The sequence below is a fragment of the Mucilaginibacter sp. genome, assembly GCF_965277465.1.
Classification (GTDB): domain Bacteria; phylum Bacteroidota; class Bacteroidia; order Sphingobacteriales; family Sphingobacteriaceae; genus Mucilaginibacter.
The window spans coordinates 2,089,670-2,109,615 of record NZ_CBDICW010000002.1 but is presented as its reverse complement, the minus strand read 5'-3'; the positions used below and the strand labels follow the sequence as shown (position 1 = coordinate 2,109,615).

The 19,946-nt window shown below is 40.3% G+C and carries 14 protein-coding genes; 7 read left to right on the top strand and 7 right to left on the bottom strand.

The features are described from left to right. Positions 1-57 precede the first annotated feature (57 nt). Positions 58-1,962, bottom strand: coding sequence for an AAA domain-containing protein (locus ACQY4U_RS21555; RefSeq protein ID WP_428331532.1), 1,905 nt, complete (start codon positions 1,960-1,962; stop codon positions 58-60). Between the two features lie 3 nt (positions 1,963-1,965). Then, positions 1,966-3,024: a nucleoid-associated protein gene (locus tag ACQY4U_RS21550; RefSeq protein ID WP_428331531.1), complete on the bottom strand. Its 1,059-nt coding sequence runs from the start codon at positions 3,022-3,024 to the stop codon at positions 1,966-1,968. A gap of 184 nt (positions 3,025-3,208) precedes the next feature. Between ACQY4U_RS21550 and mnmE the strand changes: the two genes are divergently transcribed. Beyond that, positions 3,209-4,570, top strand: a complete 1,362-nt coding sequence (gene mnmE, locus ACQY4U_RS21545; protein ID WP_428331530.1) for a tRNA uridine-5-carboxymethylaminomethyl(34) synthesis GTPase MnmE — start codon at positions 3,209-3,211, stop codon at positions 4,568-4,570. Between the two features lie 487 nt (positions 4,571-5,057). Here mnmE and ACQY4U_RS21540 read toward each other — a convergent pair whose 3' ends face one another. From ACQY4U_RS21540 to ACQY4U_RS21530, 3 genes are all read right to left on the bottom strand, one after another. After that, positions 5,058-5,636: a Crp/Fnr family transcriptional regulator gene (locus tag ACQY4U_RS21540; RefSeq protein ID WP_428331529.1), complete on the bottom strand. Its 579-nt coding sequence runs from the start codon at positions 5,634-5,636 to the stop codon at positions 5,058-5,060. 82 nt (positions 5,637-5,718) lie between these two features. Continuing rightward, complete coding sequence (locus tag ACQY4U_RS21535) at positions 5,719-6,021, bottom strand: NIPSNAP family protein (protein WP_428331528.1); 303 nt, start codon at positions 6,019-6,021, stop codon at positions 5,719-5,721. 13 nt (positions 6,022-6,034) lie between these two features. After that, positions 6,035-6,451 carry a DUF4267 domain-containing protein gene (locus ACQY4U_RS21530; protein ID WP_428331527.1) on the bottom strand — a complete coding sequence of 139 codons (417 nt, stop codon included), beginning with the start codon at positions 6,449-6,451 and terminating at the stop codon, positions 6,035-6,037. A gap of 432 nt (positions 6,452-6,883) precedes the next feature. Here ACQY4U_RS21530 and ACQY4U_RS21525 point away from each other — a divergent pair, with 432 nt between their 5' ends. The 5 genes from ACQY4U_RS21525 to ACQY4U_RS21505 all read left to right on the top strand — a co-directional run bounded on the left by ACQY4U_RS21525 (position 6,884) and on the right by ACQY4U_RS21505 (position 14,628). After that, entirely contained in the window at positions 6,884-7,408 is a 525-nt protein-coding gene (locus ACQY4U_RS21525; RefSeq protein ID WP_428331526.1) for an RNA polymerase sigma-70 factor, read from the top strand. 86 nt (positions 7,409-7,494) lie between these two features. Then, the gene (locus ACQY4U_RS21520) at positions 7,495-8,700 is read left to right on the top strand and encodes a FecR family protein (RefSeq protein WP_428331525.1); all 1,206 of its coding nucleotides are present in this window, start codon (positions 7,495-7,497) and stop codon (positions 8,698-8,700) included. 266 nt (positions 8,701-8,966) lie between these two features. After that, the gene (locus ACQY4U_RS21515; protein WP_428331524.1) at positions 8,967-11,873 is read left to right on the top strand and encodes a TonB-dependent receptor domain-containing protein; all 2,907 of its coding nucleotides are present in this window, start codon (positions 8,967-8,969) and stop codon (positions 11,871-11,873) included. Positions 11,874-11,892: 19 nt separating this feature from the next. After that, positions 11,893-13,038: a hypothetical protein gene (locus ACQY4U_RS21510; RefSeq protein ID WP_428331523.1), complete on the top strand. Its 1,146-nt coding sequence runs from the start codon at positions 11,893-11,895 to the stop codon at positions 13,036-13,038. Positions 13,039-13,194: 156 nt separating this feature from the next. Next, positions 13,195-14,628, top strand: a complete 1,434-nt coding sequence (locus ACQY4U_RS21505; RefSeq protein ID WP_428331522.1) for a DNA/RNA non-specific endonuclease — start codon at positions 13,195-13,197, stop codon at positions 14,626-14,628. A gap of 134 nt (positions 14,629-14,762) precedes the next feature. On the opposite strand, the gene ACQY4U_RS21500 is transcribed toward ACQY4U_RS21505, so the two are convergent. Both ACQY4U_RS21500 and ACQY4U_RS21495 read right to left on the bottom strand, forming a co-directional pair. Continuing rightward, a complete protein-coding gene (locus tag ACQY4U_RS21500) occupies positions 14,763-14,996 on the bottom strand; it encodes a hypothetical protein (RefSeq protein ID WP_428331521.1) in 234 nt (77 codons plus the stop codon). A gap of 427 nt (positions 14,997-15,423) precedes the next feature. Further along, complete coding sequence (locus ACQY4U_RS21495) at positions 15,424-16,140, bottom strand: FadR/GntR family transcriptional regulator (RefSeq protein WP_428331520.1); 717 nt, start codon at positions 16,138-16,140, stop codon at positions 15,424-15,426. Positions 16,141-16,648: 508 nt separating this feature from the next. Between ACQY4U_RS21495 and ACQY4U_RS21490 the strand changes: the two genes are divergently transcribed. Then, positions 16,649-19,942: a SusC/RagA family TonB-linked outer membrane protein gene (locus ACQY4U_RS21490; protein WP_428331519.1), complete on the top strand. Its 3,294-nt coding sequence runs from the start codon at positions 16,649-16,651 to the stop codon at positions 19,940-19,942. The last annotated feature ends 4 nt before the right edge of the window (positions 19,943-19,946 follow it).

Genomic DNA, 19,946 nt, shown 5'->3' with positions numbered 1-19,946 from the left:
TTTTGAAACCTGGTAAACCGCTGATTCTGCTTTATTCAGAAAAACATTAATACATACTTAATTAATATGCTCCCAGGCGCTTTGGTAACTGTTTAATTGCTGCGCATAGGAAACCATATCAGCATAAAAACCTAATCTTGATAGGGTAGAACTATCTCCAACAATTACTAACTTTTTGCGTGCCCGGGTCATTGCCACATTCATCCTTCGAATATCTGATAGAAAACCAATTTCGCCATCCGTATTACTGCGCGTCATGCTAATTAATACCATATCGCGCTCCTGCCCCTGGAAACTATCTATCGTATTGATGGATATATATTCGTTATATATAGTTAAAGCCGGATAATTAGCCAATTGCTCTTTCATTATCCTGATCTGTTCCCGGTAAGGCGATATAACTGCTATTGTCGGGAAAGGTTCAGTCCCGGCATTGGCTTTAAAATCAGCGATTATTTTATCCAGATAGTTCAGTAAAAAAGCAGCTTCTTCAGGGTTGGCTACGCTGGTTCCTGATTGTTTTTCTTCAAAGCCACAGCCTGCGGTATCAATAAACGTTAGAGGCAGATCGCCATTAAATAATAAATGGTTGGCTACCGAAGCATGAGCCTTTAAGGCACCGTTATAAAATACCTGCGATGAATAACCCATAATAGCTTCATTCATCCGGTATTGCTCATCAAGCAATACTACTGCTTCGGGATGCAGGGCCACACATTTTTCTAACAAGGTAGTTGATAAGCCATTCCTCGCCGCTATAGCCGATTTAACAGTAGGAGAGAGCTGGCAATGATCGCCAGCCATAATTACTTTTTGCGCTTTAAGTATCGGGATCCAGCAGGCTGGTTCAAGTGCCTGCCCGGCTTCGTCAATAATTATGGTATGGAACTTAACATTTTTGATGGTATAATGATCAGAGCCAACAAAGGTTGCCGTTATTACCTGCGCTTTGGCTACCAAATCGTCAATTATAAATTGCTCAGTTTTGGCAACTTCCTTCATGATCTTGTGCGCTTCGTCAAACAATGCCTTTCGCTGGTCGCGTTCTGCTTTACCAAAGCTTCGTTTGTACTTATGCCCCATATTTTTATACTCCGAAGCCTGCTTTTTCAGCTTTTTGCTTTCCTTCATATAAGCATGACTGGTCATCTGGCTATCAAGGGTAAGGTCCATCAACTTATCCGATACGCGGGCAGGGTTACCAATCCTTAATACATTTAAACCAGCTAATGATAGCTTCTCGCTGAGCAGATCAACCGCTGTATTACTTGGGGCAACTACTAAAATCTGCTCTTTATATTTGGTAACTAAGGTTTTAATTGCCTGAACCAAAGTTGTTGTTTTACCCGTGCCTGGAGGGCCATGAACAATGGCCAGCTCCTGTGCCGAAACTATCTTTTCAACTGCCGATTGCTGTGACTGATTTAAACTCGGTAACGATAAATATTGATTGTTTTGAAGAAACGACGGACGCTTATCTCCCGTTAGTATTTTTACCAGGTTACCATCTTTCGGATCATCCAGTAACTTATCGGCCCGTTTAAGGGCTGCCTGCATTTCATCATAACTGTTGTTATCAAAAAGCAGGTCAATACCCAACTTGCCATCGCGGCACCAGTCTGGCAATTCCTCTGTAAAGATGTTTATTTTCAGGCGATCACCACTTTGGTAGGTGATAACTCCCTCAACGCGATCATTCTTTGGATCGTGGTTTGAAAACAGAATAGCCGGACTGCCAAACCTTAACTGGTGCGTAACATCTAAATTAGATTTACGTTCAACCTCAACGTTCAAATAATCTCCACGACTTGGCTCGCTACCCGTTATAGCAATAGGGTACCACGCTAAACCTGCTGCTCTTCGGTCGGTTATACTGGTTGATTGTGCTAATTTTAAATAGGCTTCCCTGTCTTCATCCCGTTCAGTTTTAAGTAGGTCTAACAGTTTTTTGAAATAATCCATTACTTATGCTTCTTCCTTGAAAAACACTTTATAATAGTTCATGGATTTGCCATCATCAAAACCCTTTTCAATCAGGTCTTTATCGCCATGTATATAAATGTGGAAGTTTTTATCAAGCTTTAAAACACTTTTATAGTCGCGCGCCTGTTTTTTAACAGCATTATCAGAAATTTCAAATGTGTCGGCAATAGGGCTGTCAAAGTCCTGCTCATATTGGTTTTTGAAGTTTTTGAATGATTCTATAGCTTTTGGATTGCCAATTACCTCTCCGGCAAATTCGTCCATGTCAAAAGTATCCTTCTCCTTAAAGTACTTCATTGATTTGTTGAGCAAATCTATTTTATCAGCCTTGCTCATTTCAAATTCATCGTCGAGTTTTTGGGTGACAAAGTTTTTGTAAATACCAAGGGTATTGCTGGTTTGGTTAAAGCTATCGTTACGAATCTTGAGCTGTAAAAACTCATCTTTCCAATATACGGCAGCATCCTGCCCGCCGTTTGTTTTATCAATAACCACAACCTTGTAGCCGTTTTCTTTTTCGATATTAAAAATAAGCACACCTTTATCCAGCTTATTGATATTGATGGCATTTTCTTCATAATCGACCTGGAACCCACCTTTATCCGGGTAAACTTTCAGGTAGGTTTCCTTGTTTTCTGATTTAAATATACCAATGGCATCCAGCGAGTTACCTTCTATCTGCACTTTGTTAAAATATACCACATACAACTCGCCACCCTTAATATTGGGATGGGTTGATACTTTGTACAGGTGCTTTGCTATCTGCTCAGATGCTTCCTGAAACTTTTCTTTATCATCAAATATCTGTGTGGCAAAGTGATGCATTTCGTTAAGCGCAAGGTCGCCGCTGCTGTGCATCAGATGATAAACTTCATTGGCTTTTTCAAAAGGCTTCAAAAAATATTGCATCAGCAGGTTAGGGATCACTTCGTCCTTTAATTCGAGCGGATGATCAGACAGGGCATACATTTCACCCTGGGCCTGGTTGCCAACATGGTGCACAGAAATAGTATCGAGCGAAGCTTCAAAAAAAGTTACCATAATTAGGGCGAAGTTAATTGTTTTAGGTGATTGGTTATTGTTGATTTGATATTTGGTTGCCTGATAATTGGGAATTGTTTATGGCATGTAGTCGACAAAATATTAAGGTTAAATGCCGAACTTTGCCTTATACATCATTTTTTATTCGTGAATATAAAAAAGCGATTAACTACCCAATAATCAAATGACTAACGACCAAACAATTGTTGCCCTTGCTACCCCAAACGGAATAGGCGCCATAGGTGTTATCCGCCTTTCGGGGCCCGAAGCTATTACTATAGCCAACAGTGTTTTTAAGGGGAAAGATCTGACCAAGCAAGCATCACATACCATCCATTTTGGCAGTATTGTGGATGGAGACATGATTTTGGATGAGGTATTGATGTCGTTATTTGTAGCACCACGATCATACACGCGCGAGAATGTGGTGGAGATCTCCTGTCATGGGTCAAACTATATTATTGAATCAATTTTAAAGCTGCTTATAAAAAAGGGAGCAAGATCTGCCAAAGCGGGAGAGTTCACGTTAAGGGCATTTTTAAACGGACAACTGGACCTTTCACAAGCCGAGGCCGTGGCTGATCTGATTGCTTCCAATTCAAAAGCATCACAACAGGTAGCTTTAAATCAGCTTAGGGGTGGCTTCAGTAATCAATTACAAGGGCTGCGCGATCAGCTGGTGCAATTTGCATCCTTAATTGAGCTGGAGCTTGATTTTGCAGAGGAGGATGTAGAGTTTGCCAACCGCGATCAGCTAAAAAAACTAACGCACCAGATAAACAAAGTTATTGGAGGGTTGATCCAATCATTTGAGTTGGGTAATGCTATTAAACAAGGCGTAAATACGGTTATAGCCGGCAGGCCAAATGCCGGAAAATCAACCCTGCTAAATGCTTTGCTCAATGAAGAGCGTGCAATAGTAAGCCATATACCCGGTACTACCCGTGATACAATTGAGGAAGTATTAAATATTCATGGCATAAATTTCAGGTTAATAGATACCGCCGGAATCCGCGAAGCTACCGATGCAATTGAGCAGTTAGGGGTTCAGCGTACCATGGAAAAGATTAGCCAGTCGGCCCTGTTGATCTATGTTTATGATGCCGCTGTAATAACATTAGAAGAATTGAATAATGATATAGCCAGCCTGCAAGGCCCAGGGATTGCAATGATGGTAGTGGCCAATAAAATAGACCTGCTAAACAGCGAAGAGATTGCTGCTTTACCGCATACGCAAAGCGAGGTTGTAATATCTGCAAAAGAGAAATTCCATATTGAAGATCTTAAAAATAAAATATACCATACTGCCATAAAGGACAAGTTAACGGGTGATGAAACACTAGTAACCAATATCCGCCACCTGGAAGCACTACAAAAAACTGAAGAGGCCCTTACAAGAGTACTTAACAGTATGGAAACTGTAACCTCCGATTTTTTAGCGATGGACATTAAACAAGCCCTCCACTATCTCGGCGAGATTACAGGCGTTGTAACTACAGACGATTTACTGGAAAATATTTTCAGTAAGTTCTGTATCGGTAAATAGTCAATATAACTAATTGATAGTCAATTATTTATAGATTTAAAACTAAAAGTAAAAATTACTATTTTAATTCTTAAATGCCATGTTATTAGGAGGTTATAAATAAGACTAATTGGTATATTTGTGGTTTTTGTTACTATTAGAAAGTAATTTTGTTTCTTTTTTGGTTCTCAAAGTACCTTTTGTTCATCATTTTTCAGTGTCAGGTAAATCGTTGTAACTATCGTTAACTAAATGACACTAAATTTTACAAAACACTACAATTTCAGGGAGATACAACGACCGATATGTTTGCGATGATTTTTTGGGTCGTGTGTTAATGTGGATAATTAAATTGTGAAAATTAAGTTAAAACTAACCAGTGTTTTTTTAGTATATAAAAGTATTAAGGGATGTGTATATCATGTCGGTAATCTTATCATAGCATCTAAGCAATTTATGTATGAAATAAACATTAGAGATATATGTTCTAAATACCTTAATTAACTAATCAGAACTGGGTGAAAATTCTTTTACGGATTCGGCTCAGTGATTGTGGCTTTACCCCGACAAAGGAAGCAATATGGTATTGGGAGATTCTTTGCTGCAGATCCGCATGGTTTTTTAAAAACCGCTCGTAACGCAGCTCCGGTGTTTCCGCATATAAGGCGCTTATATCCTGTAGTAATTTTACAAAAACAGATTCAATAGCGACCCTGCCAAAACGTTCACCTCCGCGTACGTTTTTATAAAATAACTGCAGATCAGCATGCGAGATGATAAAAACAATACTATCCTCCAGCGCCTGGATGTTTTTTGAGGAAGGAATCTGTGGAAGAAAACTTTCATAATTGCATACAAATTCATTTTCCTGGGAAAAGTCATATATTTTTTCCTCCCCATCCTGGTTGATATAGAAGCGCATCAAACCCTTGGCCACAAATCCTACCTGCTTACAAATCCGTCCTTCTTCTAAAAAGAAATCACCTTTTTTAAAGGTCTTTTCTTTAAACAGTGATACTACTATATCAACCTCTTCAGGGCTAAGCGCTATAACCTTTTGTATACTATTCAATAAGCTATTTATCATTTCATATTAGTTGAATTGTGTAAAACCAAAAATACACAACATGCCGAACACATTGTGTATTAAATCCTGCTTAGGCAAACCATTAGATTGTAGATCTCAATATTTTAGTTTCTACATTAATGATTTTGTTTAGATCAAATCCTGCCGTATCAACCGCAAAATCCGGGCTTTTTAAATAGCGTTCAGTCATTTCATGAGGATCGCTTTCATCCGGAAAGGATACTATGGGAATGACCTGGTTTGCATTCCCGGGTGCATGGCCGCATACGCCCTTAACCTCAAAGCCGAATTTTGGAAGGTTTATTCTGTGCTTAGCCCAACTTACCGTGAAATATTGCACGGCTGTTTCTTTATCAGCGAGAGTATAAATTCTTAGCTGGTCCATGATGTTGCCTTGTTTAGTTTAATATTTCCTGTTGTTTTGTTGCTACTACTATTGGAGGCTTAGCCACCAATAATAGTATGCCGACTACCGAGCAGATGATGGTTGCCACAATATGGGGTATAGCCTGCTGCACACCTGTATAGCTTTTGCTCAGGACAGTAAGCATATCGGAAACCGGGATGATGGTTGCCACTACCAGCATCACACCCAGGCTGCGACGTTCTTTCATTAACACAAGAGCGCACAATAGTATACCGGAAAAAATATCCCTGATCCCCTTTATGTGATGAAAAGAATAATCTCCGTTTGAATTAAAACGGATACCGAATGCGGCTGTTGCTATTTCAGGCGAGAAAAAAAAGCGGGCCCCCAGGAACACCATTCCCAAGCCTAGTAAAAATGCGATTGAATAAGAGATTTTTGTTGTCATGATATTTTGTTTTTTAATTATGACACAAAATTATCCTGGCGCCAATTGCTATTCATGCACCTGGGTTAACAAATGATAAAGGGTTTGAAATTCATAGGTTTCGGACTATAGTTTTATAATTTGATAGTGAATAAATTTAAGTTAAAGTTGCACCTTGTTAAAATTCACATTATGCAAACAAACAAGGTCTAAAGCTAAATAACTGTCTGCTATTATTGATGGCTTTGCCAACGAATTGCAACTGAAAAGTTACCAAATCTTACGCTTTTTTAACTCAGTCTTAACATCACCGAAACATAAAGAACCGAATTTTGGAGAAAATCTGTAGTGAGCGGGATTTTTACGTTTTTAATTAACTGACCGGGCGTAATCATGGGCAAAGTGAAAGACATATTTACTTCAAGAAATTCTAAGGGGCCAACGGAGTCAGATTTGAACGCCCTATTCGCAGAATTTTTCGATCGGCTGGTATATTTTTCTTTCCAACTGATAAAAGATAAGGACCACGCGCGCGATATTGCACAGGATGCTTTTATTAAATACTGGAATGCCCGCGAAACCGTAGCGCACAATCCCGCAGCCGTTAAAAATTACTTATACAGCACCGTACGTAACGATAGCCTTAACGCAATAAGGCATAGCAAGGTGGTTACAGGCTATATTGACATGCAAGATAAGGGTGAACCCGAAGTTGCTTCCATTATAGAAGCCATAATCTCGGCCGAAGTAATGGCAGAACTGCATACCGCGTTACAGTCGCTGCCTTCAACTTACCGCACGGTTTCAACCATGAGTTACCTTGATGGTAAAAAGAATCAGGAAATTGCCGACGAACTCAACATGTCGGTAAATACCATCAAAAAACAAAAACAAAAAGCAATGCAACTATTGCGTTTGCGGCTTGAACCTGAAATTTTTGTGGTGATGTTCGCTGTCTCTTTTCTACTTATTAGATGAGGCATTTACGCTGATAAATTATTTCAATAAATTTTTATCCCCCGTTATCCACTTAACAAAGTTGAGTGTCTTTATTATCGAAAGGCATGATAAACAATTACGACGCTTATTTTGATGTAGCCGCTCTTATTGCAAAGCATATAGGAAACAAGCTAACCGATGAAGAAAAAATAATTCTTGAGAATTGGTTGCAGGCCGATCCGGTGAATGCCAAATTATTCAAAAAAATAACCGCTGATGCAACTGCCAACCTGCCGCAATACCCCGATGTAGTAAATGATAAGGCTGCGGCCTGGCAAAACATAGTTTCAAAAACAGGCATTAAATACACGCCAAATTCTGTTATAAAATTAAAAAACTGGGGCGCTTATGCTGCCGCGATAATACTGCCGCTGGCAATAGGCATTATGCTTTTTGCCCATCAGGGTAACGATAAAAAGAAATATGCTAAACAACTGGCCCACCAGCAAAACGATTTAAAGCCCGGTGGCAACAAAGCTGTTTTAACCCTGGCTAACGGTTCAAAAATAAATTTAGATAATGCTCGCGACGGTGAAATTGCCAGGGAGCCCGATGCAATTGTTGATAAAACTGGTGATGGCGAACTGGTTTACAATACCAAGAAGCAGCCTGCAGAAGCTCCTGAAATTGCCGAGGCCATCAACATTATAAGTACCCCCCGGGGCGGGCAATACAAACTGGTTTTGGCCGATGGAACAAAAGTATGGCTCAATGCGGCATCGTCATTAAAGTACCCCACTGCTTTCGCCGGAAACGAGCGCAACGTTGAACTAACAGGCGAAGCTTATTTTGAAGTGGCAAAAAATGCTGCGAAGCCTTTTTTTGTAAAAACTGCTAACCAAACGGTTGAAGTGTTAGGTACGCACTTTAATATAAACAGTTACACCGACGAAAAAGCAACAAAAACTACTCTACTGGAAGGCAGCGTAAAGGTTACCGGGAACTTTAATAAAGTCACGGTTAAACTTGTGCCTGGGCAGCAGGCTGTAAATGCATCGGGCAGTATCAGCATTACTAACGATGCTGATATTGATGAAGCAGTTGCCTGGAAAAATGGCAAATTTCTGTTTAAAAATGCAGGTTTGCAGGCAATTATGCGGCAGATATCTCGGTGGTACGATGTAGATGTAGCATACCAGGGAAACATTGCCGAGCGGCATTACGAGGGTCGCATATCGCGCGATGTGCCTGTTTCGCAAATATTTATGATTTTAAAAACAAGTGGCTTAAACTTTACAATTAATGGAGGAAAAATTATTGTAAAACCATGAGAAGCAATTTTAGTAAACGGCCAGGCCGCTTCACTACATTGCCCAAAAAAAAACCGGAAAGTGTTACGAGCACTTCCCGGATAAATTCAGGGCCGATCATTCCAAATCAAATTGACTTACAGACTTTTCACTTAACAACCCAAAACAAAAGTATGAATTTTTCTACGTTTTATGCCCCTGCGTATACCGGGAGGCGTGTTACTCAAATTACCGGAGCTATAAATTGGTTTTCCCGGATTAATCCGGCTTCAAAAAGAAAATTTATTATGCGCATACAACTACTCGCCATTTTATTGTTTGCTTTTTGCCTGCAGCTAAGTGCTGCAACCCTGGGCCAAAGCATTACTCTTTCCGAAAAAAATGCAAGCTTGCAAACTGTGCTCAATAAAATTGAACACCAAAGCGGCTACGATGTTTTTTTGCAGACTGAACTGCTTGCCAAAAGCGCCAAAGTATCGGTAAAAGCCAAAAATCAAACCTTGCAGCAGGTGCTCGATAAAATTTTTAAAGAGCAGCCGTTATCATATGCTATTGTTGGCCATACCATTGTGCTGAAAGAAAAAACTGCTAAAAACCAGCTTGGCAATAGTATTGCAGTAGAAGATATTATTACCGGCCGTGTACAGGATTCGCAAACAAAAGAACCTTTGGTTGGCGCTACTGTTGTTGTGAAAGGTACGCAAAACTCAAATTCTACTGCGCTTGATGGTAGCTTTAAGCTTAAAGCTGAATCAAGCAACATAACTATTTCTATCTCGTACATTGGCTATGTAACAAAAGAAGTTGAGACTAATGGTAACAACAAACTTGGCATAATATATTTGGTACCTAACTCCGCATCATTGAAAGAAGTTGCGGTTACGGCTAACCCATCACAAAAGATTAACAGGCAAACGCCTATTGCTGCATCGTCAATTAACGAGCAGTATATTGAAGAAAAAGGTGCAGGCGCCGAGTTTCCTGAGTTATTACGGATGACGCCTGGTGTTACCGTGAGCCGTGGGGGCGGTGGCTATGGGGATTCGAGGATAAACATCCGTGGTTTTGCAAGCAACAACGTAGCCCTGTTAATTAACGGTATCCCAGTTAACGATGTGGAAGCCGGTAAAATTTACTGGAACGACTGGGCCGGTTTGGAAGATGTTACTACTTCGATGCAGGTTCAGCGTGGCTTAGGTGCATCAATAATTGCCGTGCCATCGTTAGGCGGTACTATTGATATTACCACCCGCAGCACCAGCAAAGAAGCATCGGGTACTTTATCGCAATCAATAGGTAGCTATAATCAGCAAAAAACATTGATATCATACTCAACCGGTTTAAGTAACGACGGATGGGCATCATCATTCTTATTATCGAAAAGCAGCGGTAATTCACCCTCTGCCGAAGGTTTAACATATACCGGCTATAACTATTTCGCCAACGTATCAAAACTTATCGGTACCAACCAAACCCTGTCGTTCAATATTATGGGCGCATCGCAACGGCACGACCAGCGTTACACCTATAACACCATTTCTACTTACCGTAACGCACCATCAGGCTTCCGTTACAATTCGGATTGGGGGTATTTGAACGGACAGGAATATAGCGCCGAGCAAAACAGCTACAGCAAGCCATTAGCATCAGTGAACTATAACTGGAACATTGACAAAAATACATCATGGTCGACTGTTTTATATGCAACCTATGGTACAGGTAATGCAGATTACTTAACGTCCAATAAATCGGGTGTATCGGTTGTATTAGCACCGGGTGCTGCAAACGAAGTGCCACGTACAGGCGGCATTTACTCGCCTATCGATTTTAACGCCATTACAAAAAACAACCAGGCTGTAACGGATGGTTCGGCAAACATGTACATGCAGGATGTGGAGAACGACCACAAACAATACGGCGCCATAACTACCCTGAAAAAGAAAGTAGGGGATAACCTGCACTTTTTAGGCGGTTTAGATTTAAGGTATTACGAAGGTGAACACTTTAATAAAGTAGCCAACCTGTTCGGCGCATCGTACGTGCAGGATACCCGCAACAACAGTGCAACTTCACCCTCAGGCAACATTAACAACCCTAATGCCCATGCAACCGACGGGCAAAAATTCAACAATGATTATACTTATGATGTAGCTTCGGAAGGTGTATATTTACAGGGTGAGTACACGAAGAAAGACCTTTCGGTAGTAATTACCTTATCTGGAAGTAACACCAGCAACCGCAGGATCGACTATTTCAACTACCTGCCTACAGACCCTTCACACAAAACTGATTGGATTAACTTTTTAGGTTACCAGGCAAAAGGTGGTTTAAACTACAACCTTGATTACCAGAACAATATTTACGGAAATATTGGTTATGTACAGCGCGCACCGCTTGTAGCCAGTCTTTTCTTAAACAAGGATAACACCATTAACAAAAATGCCATAGCCGAAAAATTATTTGATGCCGAAATTGGCTACGGTTACACCAGCGCTTTATTCAGCGCCAATGTAAACGCTTACCGTTCGGTTTACCTGGATAGATCGAAAGTGGTAGTATCGCCAACAGCGAACCCTGATGGTACATTTAATACAGCAAACATAAGTGGCTTAAACGAATTACACGAAGGTGTTGAGGTTGAAGCAAAGCTGCGCCCTATTAAAGATGTTGTTTTAGGCGGTATGCTTTCCATTGGCAATTACCATTACCTGAGCAATACCGGCGCAACCCAGATTACCAGCGATAACGGTACAAGTACAACCATATCGGCATTACAATTAAAAGGTTTAAAAATTGGCGAGCCGGGAACAGGGGCAACAAGCGCACAAACCACCGCAGGTGTTACCTTAGATATAAAAGTACTACCTAAAGTAACCATCGGTGGCGATTATCTATACTACGGAAAATACTACGCATCATACGACCCATCGAAAATTACCTTTTCGGGATACTTACCTTACCAGATCCCAAATTTTTCTACGGTTAACTTAAACGTTGTTTTCAGGTTTAAAATGGCTGGTTTCGATGCTTCGTTTACTGGTAACGTTTACAACCTGTTTAACACCGGTTATATAGGTGATGCGTTTGATACCGCTCCGGCACAAGGCGCAAGCTACATTACACGTACCAGCCAACTTGGTGTTGATTACGGCCCTGGCAGATTTTACATGACTACATTAAAACTTAAATTTTAATTATAAAAATTAAAAAATCATGAAAAAGATTTATAACATTTTGGCGTTGCTGGGAATTGCTTTTGCATTTACGGCATGCCACCCGCTAAACAAAACGTATAAAGCGCTCGATGGTCTGGGCAAACCGGTGCAAACCCTGAACTATACCATTCAGCCTGCTGATTACGCCATATTGCCTGCTACGGTGCCTGCTAATAAGGCACTGGGCTTTTCGTCGGCTACCGATGCAAATGCCAATATCCCAACCATACTTAATTACAAATTTTTTGATTATGCCGATGGTTCGAACGCTAACATTACCTATACATCAAAAGCGCCAACAATTACGCTGCCCGATAGCGTTTTTAAAGATCAATCGTACACCCTAACCAGTGCCGATTATTTGCTGCTGCCCGGCAATAAATATGCCGATTTCAGCATTGCCCAGGTATTAACCTGGTTACCATACAAATACACCGCGCCTGTTGCAAACCAGCAGGTGGTATTAACCTTTACCTATTACAACCCGCCGGCAGCAAATACCGCAGCAACATTTGCGTTTTTATACTTAAACGGCGCATGGCAGCAAATTTACCTTTTAACACCTGCGCAATATACAGCCATAGGCCATGGCAGTTATAATCAGTTTACTTCTGCAGACGACGCAAGTTTAACGGCTTACATCAACACCCTGCTAAAAGCAGATTTAAGTGTTGCTGCTGTTGCTAAAGTTGGCGATGTTAAATATGTAAGCTTTAACTATTACAATGCTGCAAAAGTTACCGACCAACGTGTTATTCCGTTTACTTATAATGGTACCAATTGGGTAACAACATCCTTAACCATTAATACCTTAACATTTGTAAAAAGCGGCGGTAGCTGGATACAGGATCCTACCGTTTATTACACATTGGTTGCTAAAGACTTTACACTTATAGGTAACTCAACAGTTGGCGGTACTGCCGAGGCCTCTAACAGAACTAACCTGTTGAAATACGGCGACTGGGAAACCACCTGGACTACTGCCGACCTGCAAGCAGCTATCATCCTTGCTTTAACTGCGGATTTCCCTACCCCTAAGGTGAATATCAACTACAAGGTTACTTACTTGCTATATACAGGCGGTAAAGACGTACCAACCGTTGCTACTTTCCAGTATAACGGTTCTGCATGGGTTGCTAAATAAGCACTCCCTTTAAAAGAAGAACGTGCTTTCGGGCATGTTCTTCTTTTTCCTTTTTTACCAACCAAACCATATCGTACAAAAATTAACAAACATGCCTGGCTTTTATTTGCCTTACGGGATGTTTATGTACTGATGTTTTATAAAATTTAATACCAGATGAAAAACAGATTATTACTATTATGCTTTGGCGCAGTTTTATTTATTGCAGGCTGTTCCAAAACCGAAAAAAAAAATAACCCAACACCCGTTACTACAACTGGCACGGGTACAACGCCCCCGACACCATATAGCATCACCGAAACATTTGATGAAGGCACAAAAACAGCTTATGCCGATGCCACAGTAGGGCTAAGCACTGGTACCTGGGATTTTAACGACGCGTTAATTGGCAGCCTTTCGGGCGATTTAAAAGACGGCTCGCAATCGGTACGTTTACGCACCGGTGATTTAGCCATGAACTTTGATGTAAGCGGCTTAACTACCTTATACATTAAACACGGCAAATACGGCACCGATGCGGCATCAACCTGGCAACTGGAAATGTCTGCCGATGGTGGTAAAACATATACCAATGTTGGCAACCCTATAAACGAAACCAATACCACGTTGGTAACCGACTCATTCAAAGTAAGCGTAACTGGAAAAGTACGTTTTGAAATTGTAAAAGCAGGAACAACGCGTATTAATATTGATGATATAACCTTTAAAGGTAGCGGTGACCCGGGAATTGTTTCAGGTACAACAACCGGCAGTACAGCGCTTGATACTACAGCCACGGGCAGCGTTGCGGCCCAAAGGCTTGTTACCGCAGGTTCTGATGCGCCACCTCCCAGTGGTGATAACAGCAACCTGTTATTAGGCAACCCATCGAACGCGATGCCAACAATGGCTGCTATGGATAATTATTTGATAGACCAAAGTTACTACACTGAATCTTACAACGCTACCAAAGGCGAACCAAATTGGGTTAGTTGGCATTTAGATGCCTCAAATACTACTGGAGTAACTGACCGTTTAAACGATTTTGCAGGCTGGGCAGGTATACCCATGGGCTGGTACCAGGTAGAAAGCAACAGCTATAGCGGCAGCGGTTTCGACAGGGGGCATAACTGCCCTTCGGCCGATAGAACAAGCTCGACCAATGCAAACGCTGCCACGTTTTTGATGACCAACATGATACCGCAGGCGCCGAATAACAATGAAAGTACCTGGGCCAACCTGGAGAATTACTTACGTAGCCAGGTTACCGCGGGTAACGAGGTTTACATTGTTATGGGCAGCTATGGCTCGGGAGGTACCGGGTCCAATGGTCCGGCAACCACCGTTAATAACGGCCACGTAAATGTGCCAAGCAACGTTTGGAAGGTAGCGCTGATAGTACCTGTGGGTAACGGTGATATAAGCCGGGTAACCAGCAACACACGCATTATTGCTGTAAACACCCCGAATGTTAACGTGATAAATTCTGACTGGACACAATATATTGTGACCATGAAGGATATTGAAACGGCCACAGGTTACACCTTGTTTTCAAGCCTTCCATCGGCTGTTCGTACGGCGTTGGAGGTTAAAAAGGATCCTGGAATGTAAAAGATATCAGACAATACTCGTTCAACAATAAACCCTGCGGCTATAGCACGCAGGGTTTTGTTATTTTGACAAAAGTAATTATCTGTTCAAAATGATATATACTTAGTGAAAAATTAGTTACTTAGTGTTAATACTCACAAATTCAGATATAAAAAATGTATGTCTGGTAGCTTAAGCTCCTTTAACTCTTTCCGATGATGGGATGCTTCCTCATTAACGCCAAAGTGCTTGCGGTCTTTTGATACATACTCCAGCCATGTTGTGCAGCGGTACTCTAAACTGATAATATGAGCGATCACGGTAATGGAACAAATTAAATAATTTTCTTTTCTTGCCAACACACGCGGGTGACTTTTCCTTAAAAGCATTTGCCTTATACAGGATTAGTTTATTTATGAATACTGTAAGGTTTTAGGCTGTTTAGAGATATTATGTCGCAACAATCAGCACTTTGAAGATACTTTTAGGATGTACCAATAATGATATTACATGATTAATCAAATAATGGTACTACACAGACGGTCACTAAACAGCAAACAAAAGCGCAACATATAGTGCTTTAATATGTACTTACGAAATATCCCAAGTTGTATATCGTTACCATAATATTTTATCCCACTTGTAGATTATTTAAAACGTTCAATTGTTCCACCAAAAGGTTCGAATTCTGCCCAGCCTGGGAAATTTACCTTAGCATTTTGAAATAACAGATATCATGTTCTTTAATTTTCTAATTCTAATTAACTTTTTGGCCCTATCGGATAGCAAGACAAACTTCAATTATTGAACAAAAATTCAATCAAATAATCTTGCAAAATGATTTCCTAAATGATTGCGCATCCCGTTTCTGAGTTTTTCGGCTGACCCTTTTTCAATTAAGGTAATCAGACCGGCATGAGAAACATATTCTTTTATTTCAATGGGTTTTTTGAGTAAGCCGCTTCGATGTACATAGTCAAAAACAGGCAGTAGCATTTTTTGAAATTTTCTTAATGTTTCGTTGCCGGTAATGTCATATAATTTACCATGAAATTTAATTTCCTGCTCAATCATAAATATTTCATGGCTGGTTTCCTGAGGTTCACCAGATACGATCTGCTTGAGATCAGCGATGTCTTGTTGCGTAACACGGTTAATGATCAAATCAGCCATTCCAATTTCTAAGGATAAACGCATCTCAAATATCTCTTTCAAAGTGGTTGTATCCAATATTTGAGGATTCATGCTCTTTTCAAGTATGGATACTAAATCAGGGCTGGTTATCACGGCGCCGCGTTTCTTTTTTGAATCGATGAGACCAATCATCCTCAACCTGAGCAAAGCCTCGCGGATTACTGTACGGCTTACGCCCAGGGCCTTGGTAAGTTCAAGTTCCTTTGGTATAGAGTCGCCCACTTTGTAATTCTTCTCAATAAATAATTCAATTAAATTTTTTTCGACACGGTCTACCAGGGAGCTCGTATCAATATTTCTAAGACTATCTGTGAGATCATTTGATTGCAACTCTATCATTAATATATCAGATTTAATTGTAAAAATATAAAGACTTTTTCTGTTCGTGTCAATTTAAAAGTTCAATAAAGTCAATATCCAAAGCTAAAAAAAGTTTCTTTACGGTTTATTGTATAACATAATACAGTTAAGATTATCTTTTACTTTATATATAGATAGGACGGCAAAACTTCCGTTCGGGAGCGCAACTTTAAAAATAAATTTGGGGATTTTCCAAAAAAAGGGAATAAGTACCATATAATTTATATTAACAAATCCTGCTTTTAATGTGCTGATCTAAAATAGCAACATCCTTCTCCGTTCATTTAAAAACACACTTTTTAAGCCAAAAATCACAAAGTGTATTTATAACACTCAGAAAATCAACAGAAAAAAAAACCCTGCAATTATTTGGAAGTAATAATTTAAATTTCCTATAATTGTATTATGTATGACATAATACAATTATAAACTTATTAATTAAATGAATATAAACTTTACTTTCACCCGAATCTTGTTGACGGTAACAATGGCATTGTTCCTTACCGTTGTACAAGCCCAAACCAGGAAAATTACTGGCAAGGTAATCTCCGATCACGACAAACTGCCGTTGCCCGGAGTAACGATTGTTGTAAAAGGAACAGCAAATGGTACGCAGACCAGTAACAGTGGAGAATATTCCATTACAGCGACTAAAGGCGACGTGCTGATTTTTACTTTCATAGGTGCCATTTCACAGCAAATTGCTGTAGGCGACCAATCATCTATTGATGTTAGCCTTAAAGATGACGCCACTAAATTACAGGAAGTACTTGTAGTGGGTTATGGAACGCAGTCGCGGTCTACCGTAACAAGTGCAGTTGCTAAACTTGATAACCAGGTACTTGCAAATGCGCCGCGTGCTAATGTGGCAACTGCATTGCAGGGAACGGTATCGGGTGTACAGGTAGTTGCTGCAAGCGGTTCACCTGGTTCGCAGCCATTGGTATTATTACGCGGAGGAGCTTCAATTAACAGCCCTGGATCGCCGCTTACCGTGGTTGATGGCGTAATAAGGCCTTACAATGATATACCCCAGGAAGATATTGAGTCGGTAAGTATTTTGAAAGATGCGGCCGCCACTGCAATATATGGTGCAAGGGCCAATAACGGTGTTATATTAATTACTACTAAAAAAGGCAAATCGGGATCATCCAATGTAACTTATAAGTTTACCACTGGCTTTAACCGCGAGCGCCAGGGATATAAATATGTAGATGCTGCAGATTATATTTACTACGGCCGTTTAGGCAGGTTAAATAATTTTCTGGCGTTGAATCCCGGAGAAACAACCCTTACGACCGGACAACTTACAACACTTAACAATTCAAGGGGTTATGGTTTATTGACCGATCCGGCAGATTTAGGTTCATTTGATATACAAGCCGAAACTCCGGCTAATATCGGGCTTTTAAAACAAGGTTGGCAGGATGAAAACGACCCGGCAAACCCCGGTCATAAAATAATATTTAAAGATCACAGCGGGCAGGTTGCCAATGCGCTGTTTCAGAACACCCAAACAGTTGATCATTATGTAGCTGCATCAGGCGGTAATGATAAGGGTACCTATTTTTCGAGCTTTGATTATTATAATGAGCCTGGGGTAATTGTAGGATCAACCTACAATCGCTATTCAGGAAATGTGAACGGTTCATATAAAGTAAAACCTAATGTTGAAATTTCAAGCGGTATCAATTTTTCAACTGTCAATCAACTTGGCGTAGCTTCAAATTCTGAGTCGAATGATATTTACAGAACGTTATCGTTATGGCCAACATTTAATCCCTGGCTTAATGCTGCCCAAACAGTACCAAACCCTGGTAACAGTATAACTGATGGTAACCCCTTGTACTGGTTACAAAAAACAAAACGGAGCAATGAAATTGACAGGGTAACCGGTAACGCCGCTATTAACTGGAAAATACTGCCTGGCTTATCTTTGAAATTATCAGGGAGCGGATATTTTTATGAAAATATAAATCAAAGTTTTACCGATGCCACTCAGCTTTATACCAATATATTTGCTAATCCGCAAACATATAACAATACTGCAAGGCCGGCAACAGCTTACACTGAAAGGGATTTTCAGCAAACGTATGATGCTATTTTAAATTATAATAAGTCATTCGGCAAAAATAATTTTAACCTGTTACTTGGTGGCGAATACTTTAATACCTCAATTTTTCAGGAGCAAGTATCAGGAACAGGCGCACCTACAGATAATATTTCAACAGCAAATGCCTCTACCATTTTTGCTGCCGGTAGCAATTATAGCCAAAGTTCGGCAACTCGTATTATATCGAGCTTTACAAGGTTAAACTATGATTATGATCAGAAGTATCTTTTAACTTTTGTACTAAGGGAAGATGGTGTTTCAGTACTTTCTTACCAAAAACGTATTGGCTTCTTCCCGGGCATGTCAGCAGGATGGAATTTGCAGAAAGAAGACTTCTTTCAAAACTCAGGTGTTTCCAAAATAATATCTACTATAAAACCAAGAATCAGCTATGGCTCTAACGGTAACGTAACTTCTATAGGCGCTTATGATGTGCAGGGAATATACTCATCAACAAATACTTATAATGGTATAGGCGGCATATCTAATACAGCCCCAACGCTTAACACCTTACAATGGGAAACCAGTAGTACTAAAGATGTAGGTATTGATTTAGGCTTTTTTAATGACCGTATAAGCCTGCTATTTGATTATTACGACCGCGTAACCAGTAATTTAATTACCAAATTGCAATTACCAAGTTATGCAGGTTTCAGCACGCTGGAAACAAATGATGGCAGCCTGCAAAATAAGGGTGTTGAGTTCACCTTAAAAGCAAACATTATTAATAATCCCGGTGGCTTAAGGCTTGACTTTGGTGCAACAGCTTCATACGATAAAAATAAGATATTAAAATTGCCTAATAACGGGCAACCTAATAACCGCCAAAATACCATCCAGGTATTTGATCCTAAAACTGGTCAGTTAATTTCTGTAGGTGGTTTGCAGCAAGGCCAGGCTATGGGCCAGATATATGGCTATAAAGAGTTAGGAATTTTTGCTAATGAAGCACAGGTACAGTCTGTTGCCGGTAACCGTAAAGACAATATTGCAAATATTACGGGTCCTAATCTTGCGGCTGGAAGCGGCGGACATATTCAGCCGGGCGATGTAAATTGGCAAGATGTGAATGGTGATGGAATTATTGACTCGCGCGACCAGGTGTACCTGGGTAATATTTACCCAACCTGGACAGGTGGCTTTAATTTCAATGCAGCCTATAAAAACTTCTCCTTTTACACCCGTTTTGACTATTCATTAGGCAGCACAATTTATAATGATTTTGTAGCAAGATCTCTTGGTGGTTACCAAGGTACATTCAATTTTATAAATGAGATAAAGAATGCCTGGACACCAACCAATACTAATACCATGATACCTAAAGTGTACTACGCCGATCAGGTAGCGGGGTCAAAGGATAATTATACCCGCGGCAACAATGGAGGCAGTAGTTTGCAAGGCGAAAACTCTCAGTTTTATGAAAGCGGTAATTACCTCGCCTGTCGTGAAGTAACCTTATCATACGATTTTCCAAAGGCCTTGCTTACCAGAACTAAAGTGTTCTCGTCTGCCAGGTTATTTGTTAGCGGCGAAAACTTGTTTTATATAAAGAAATTCAGCGGACCTGATCCTGAAGCACCCGTATCAGGAAATACTATAACCGGGGTTTACACGGGTACTTATCCAACACCGCGCACTTATGTATTAGGAGTTCAGGTATCTCTTTAAAATC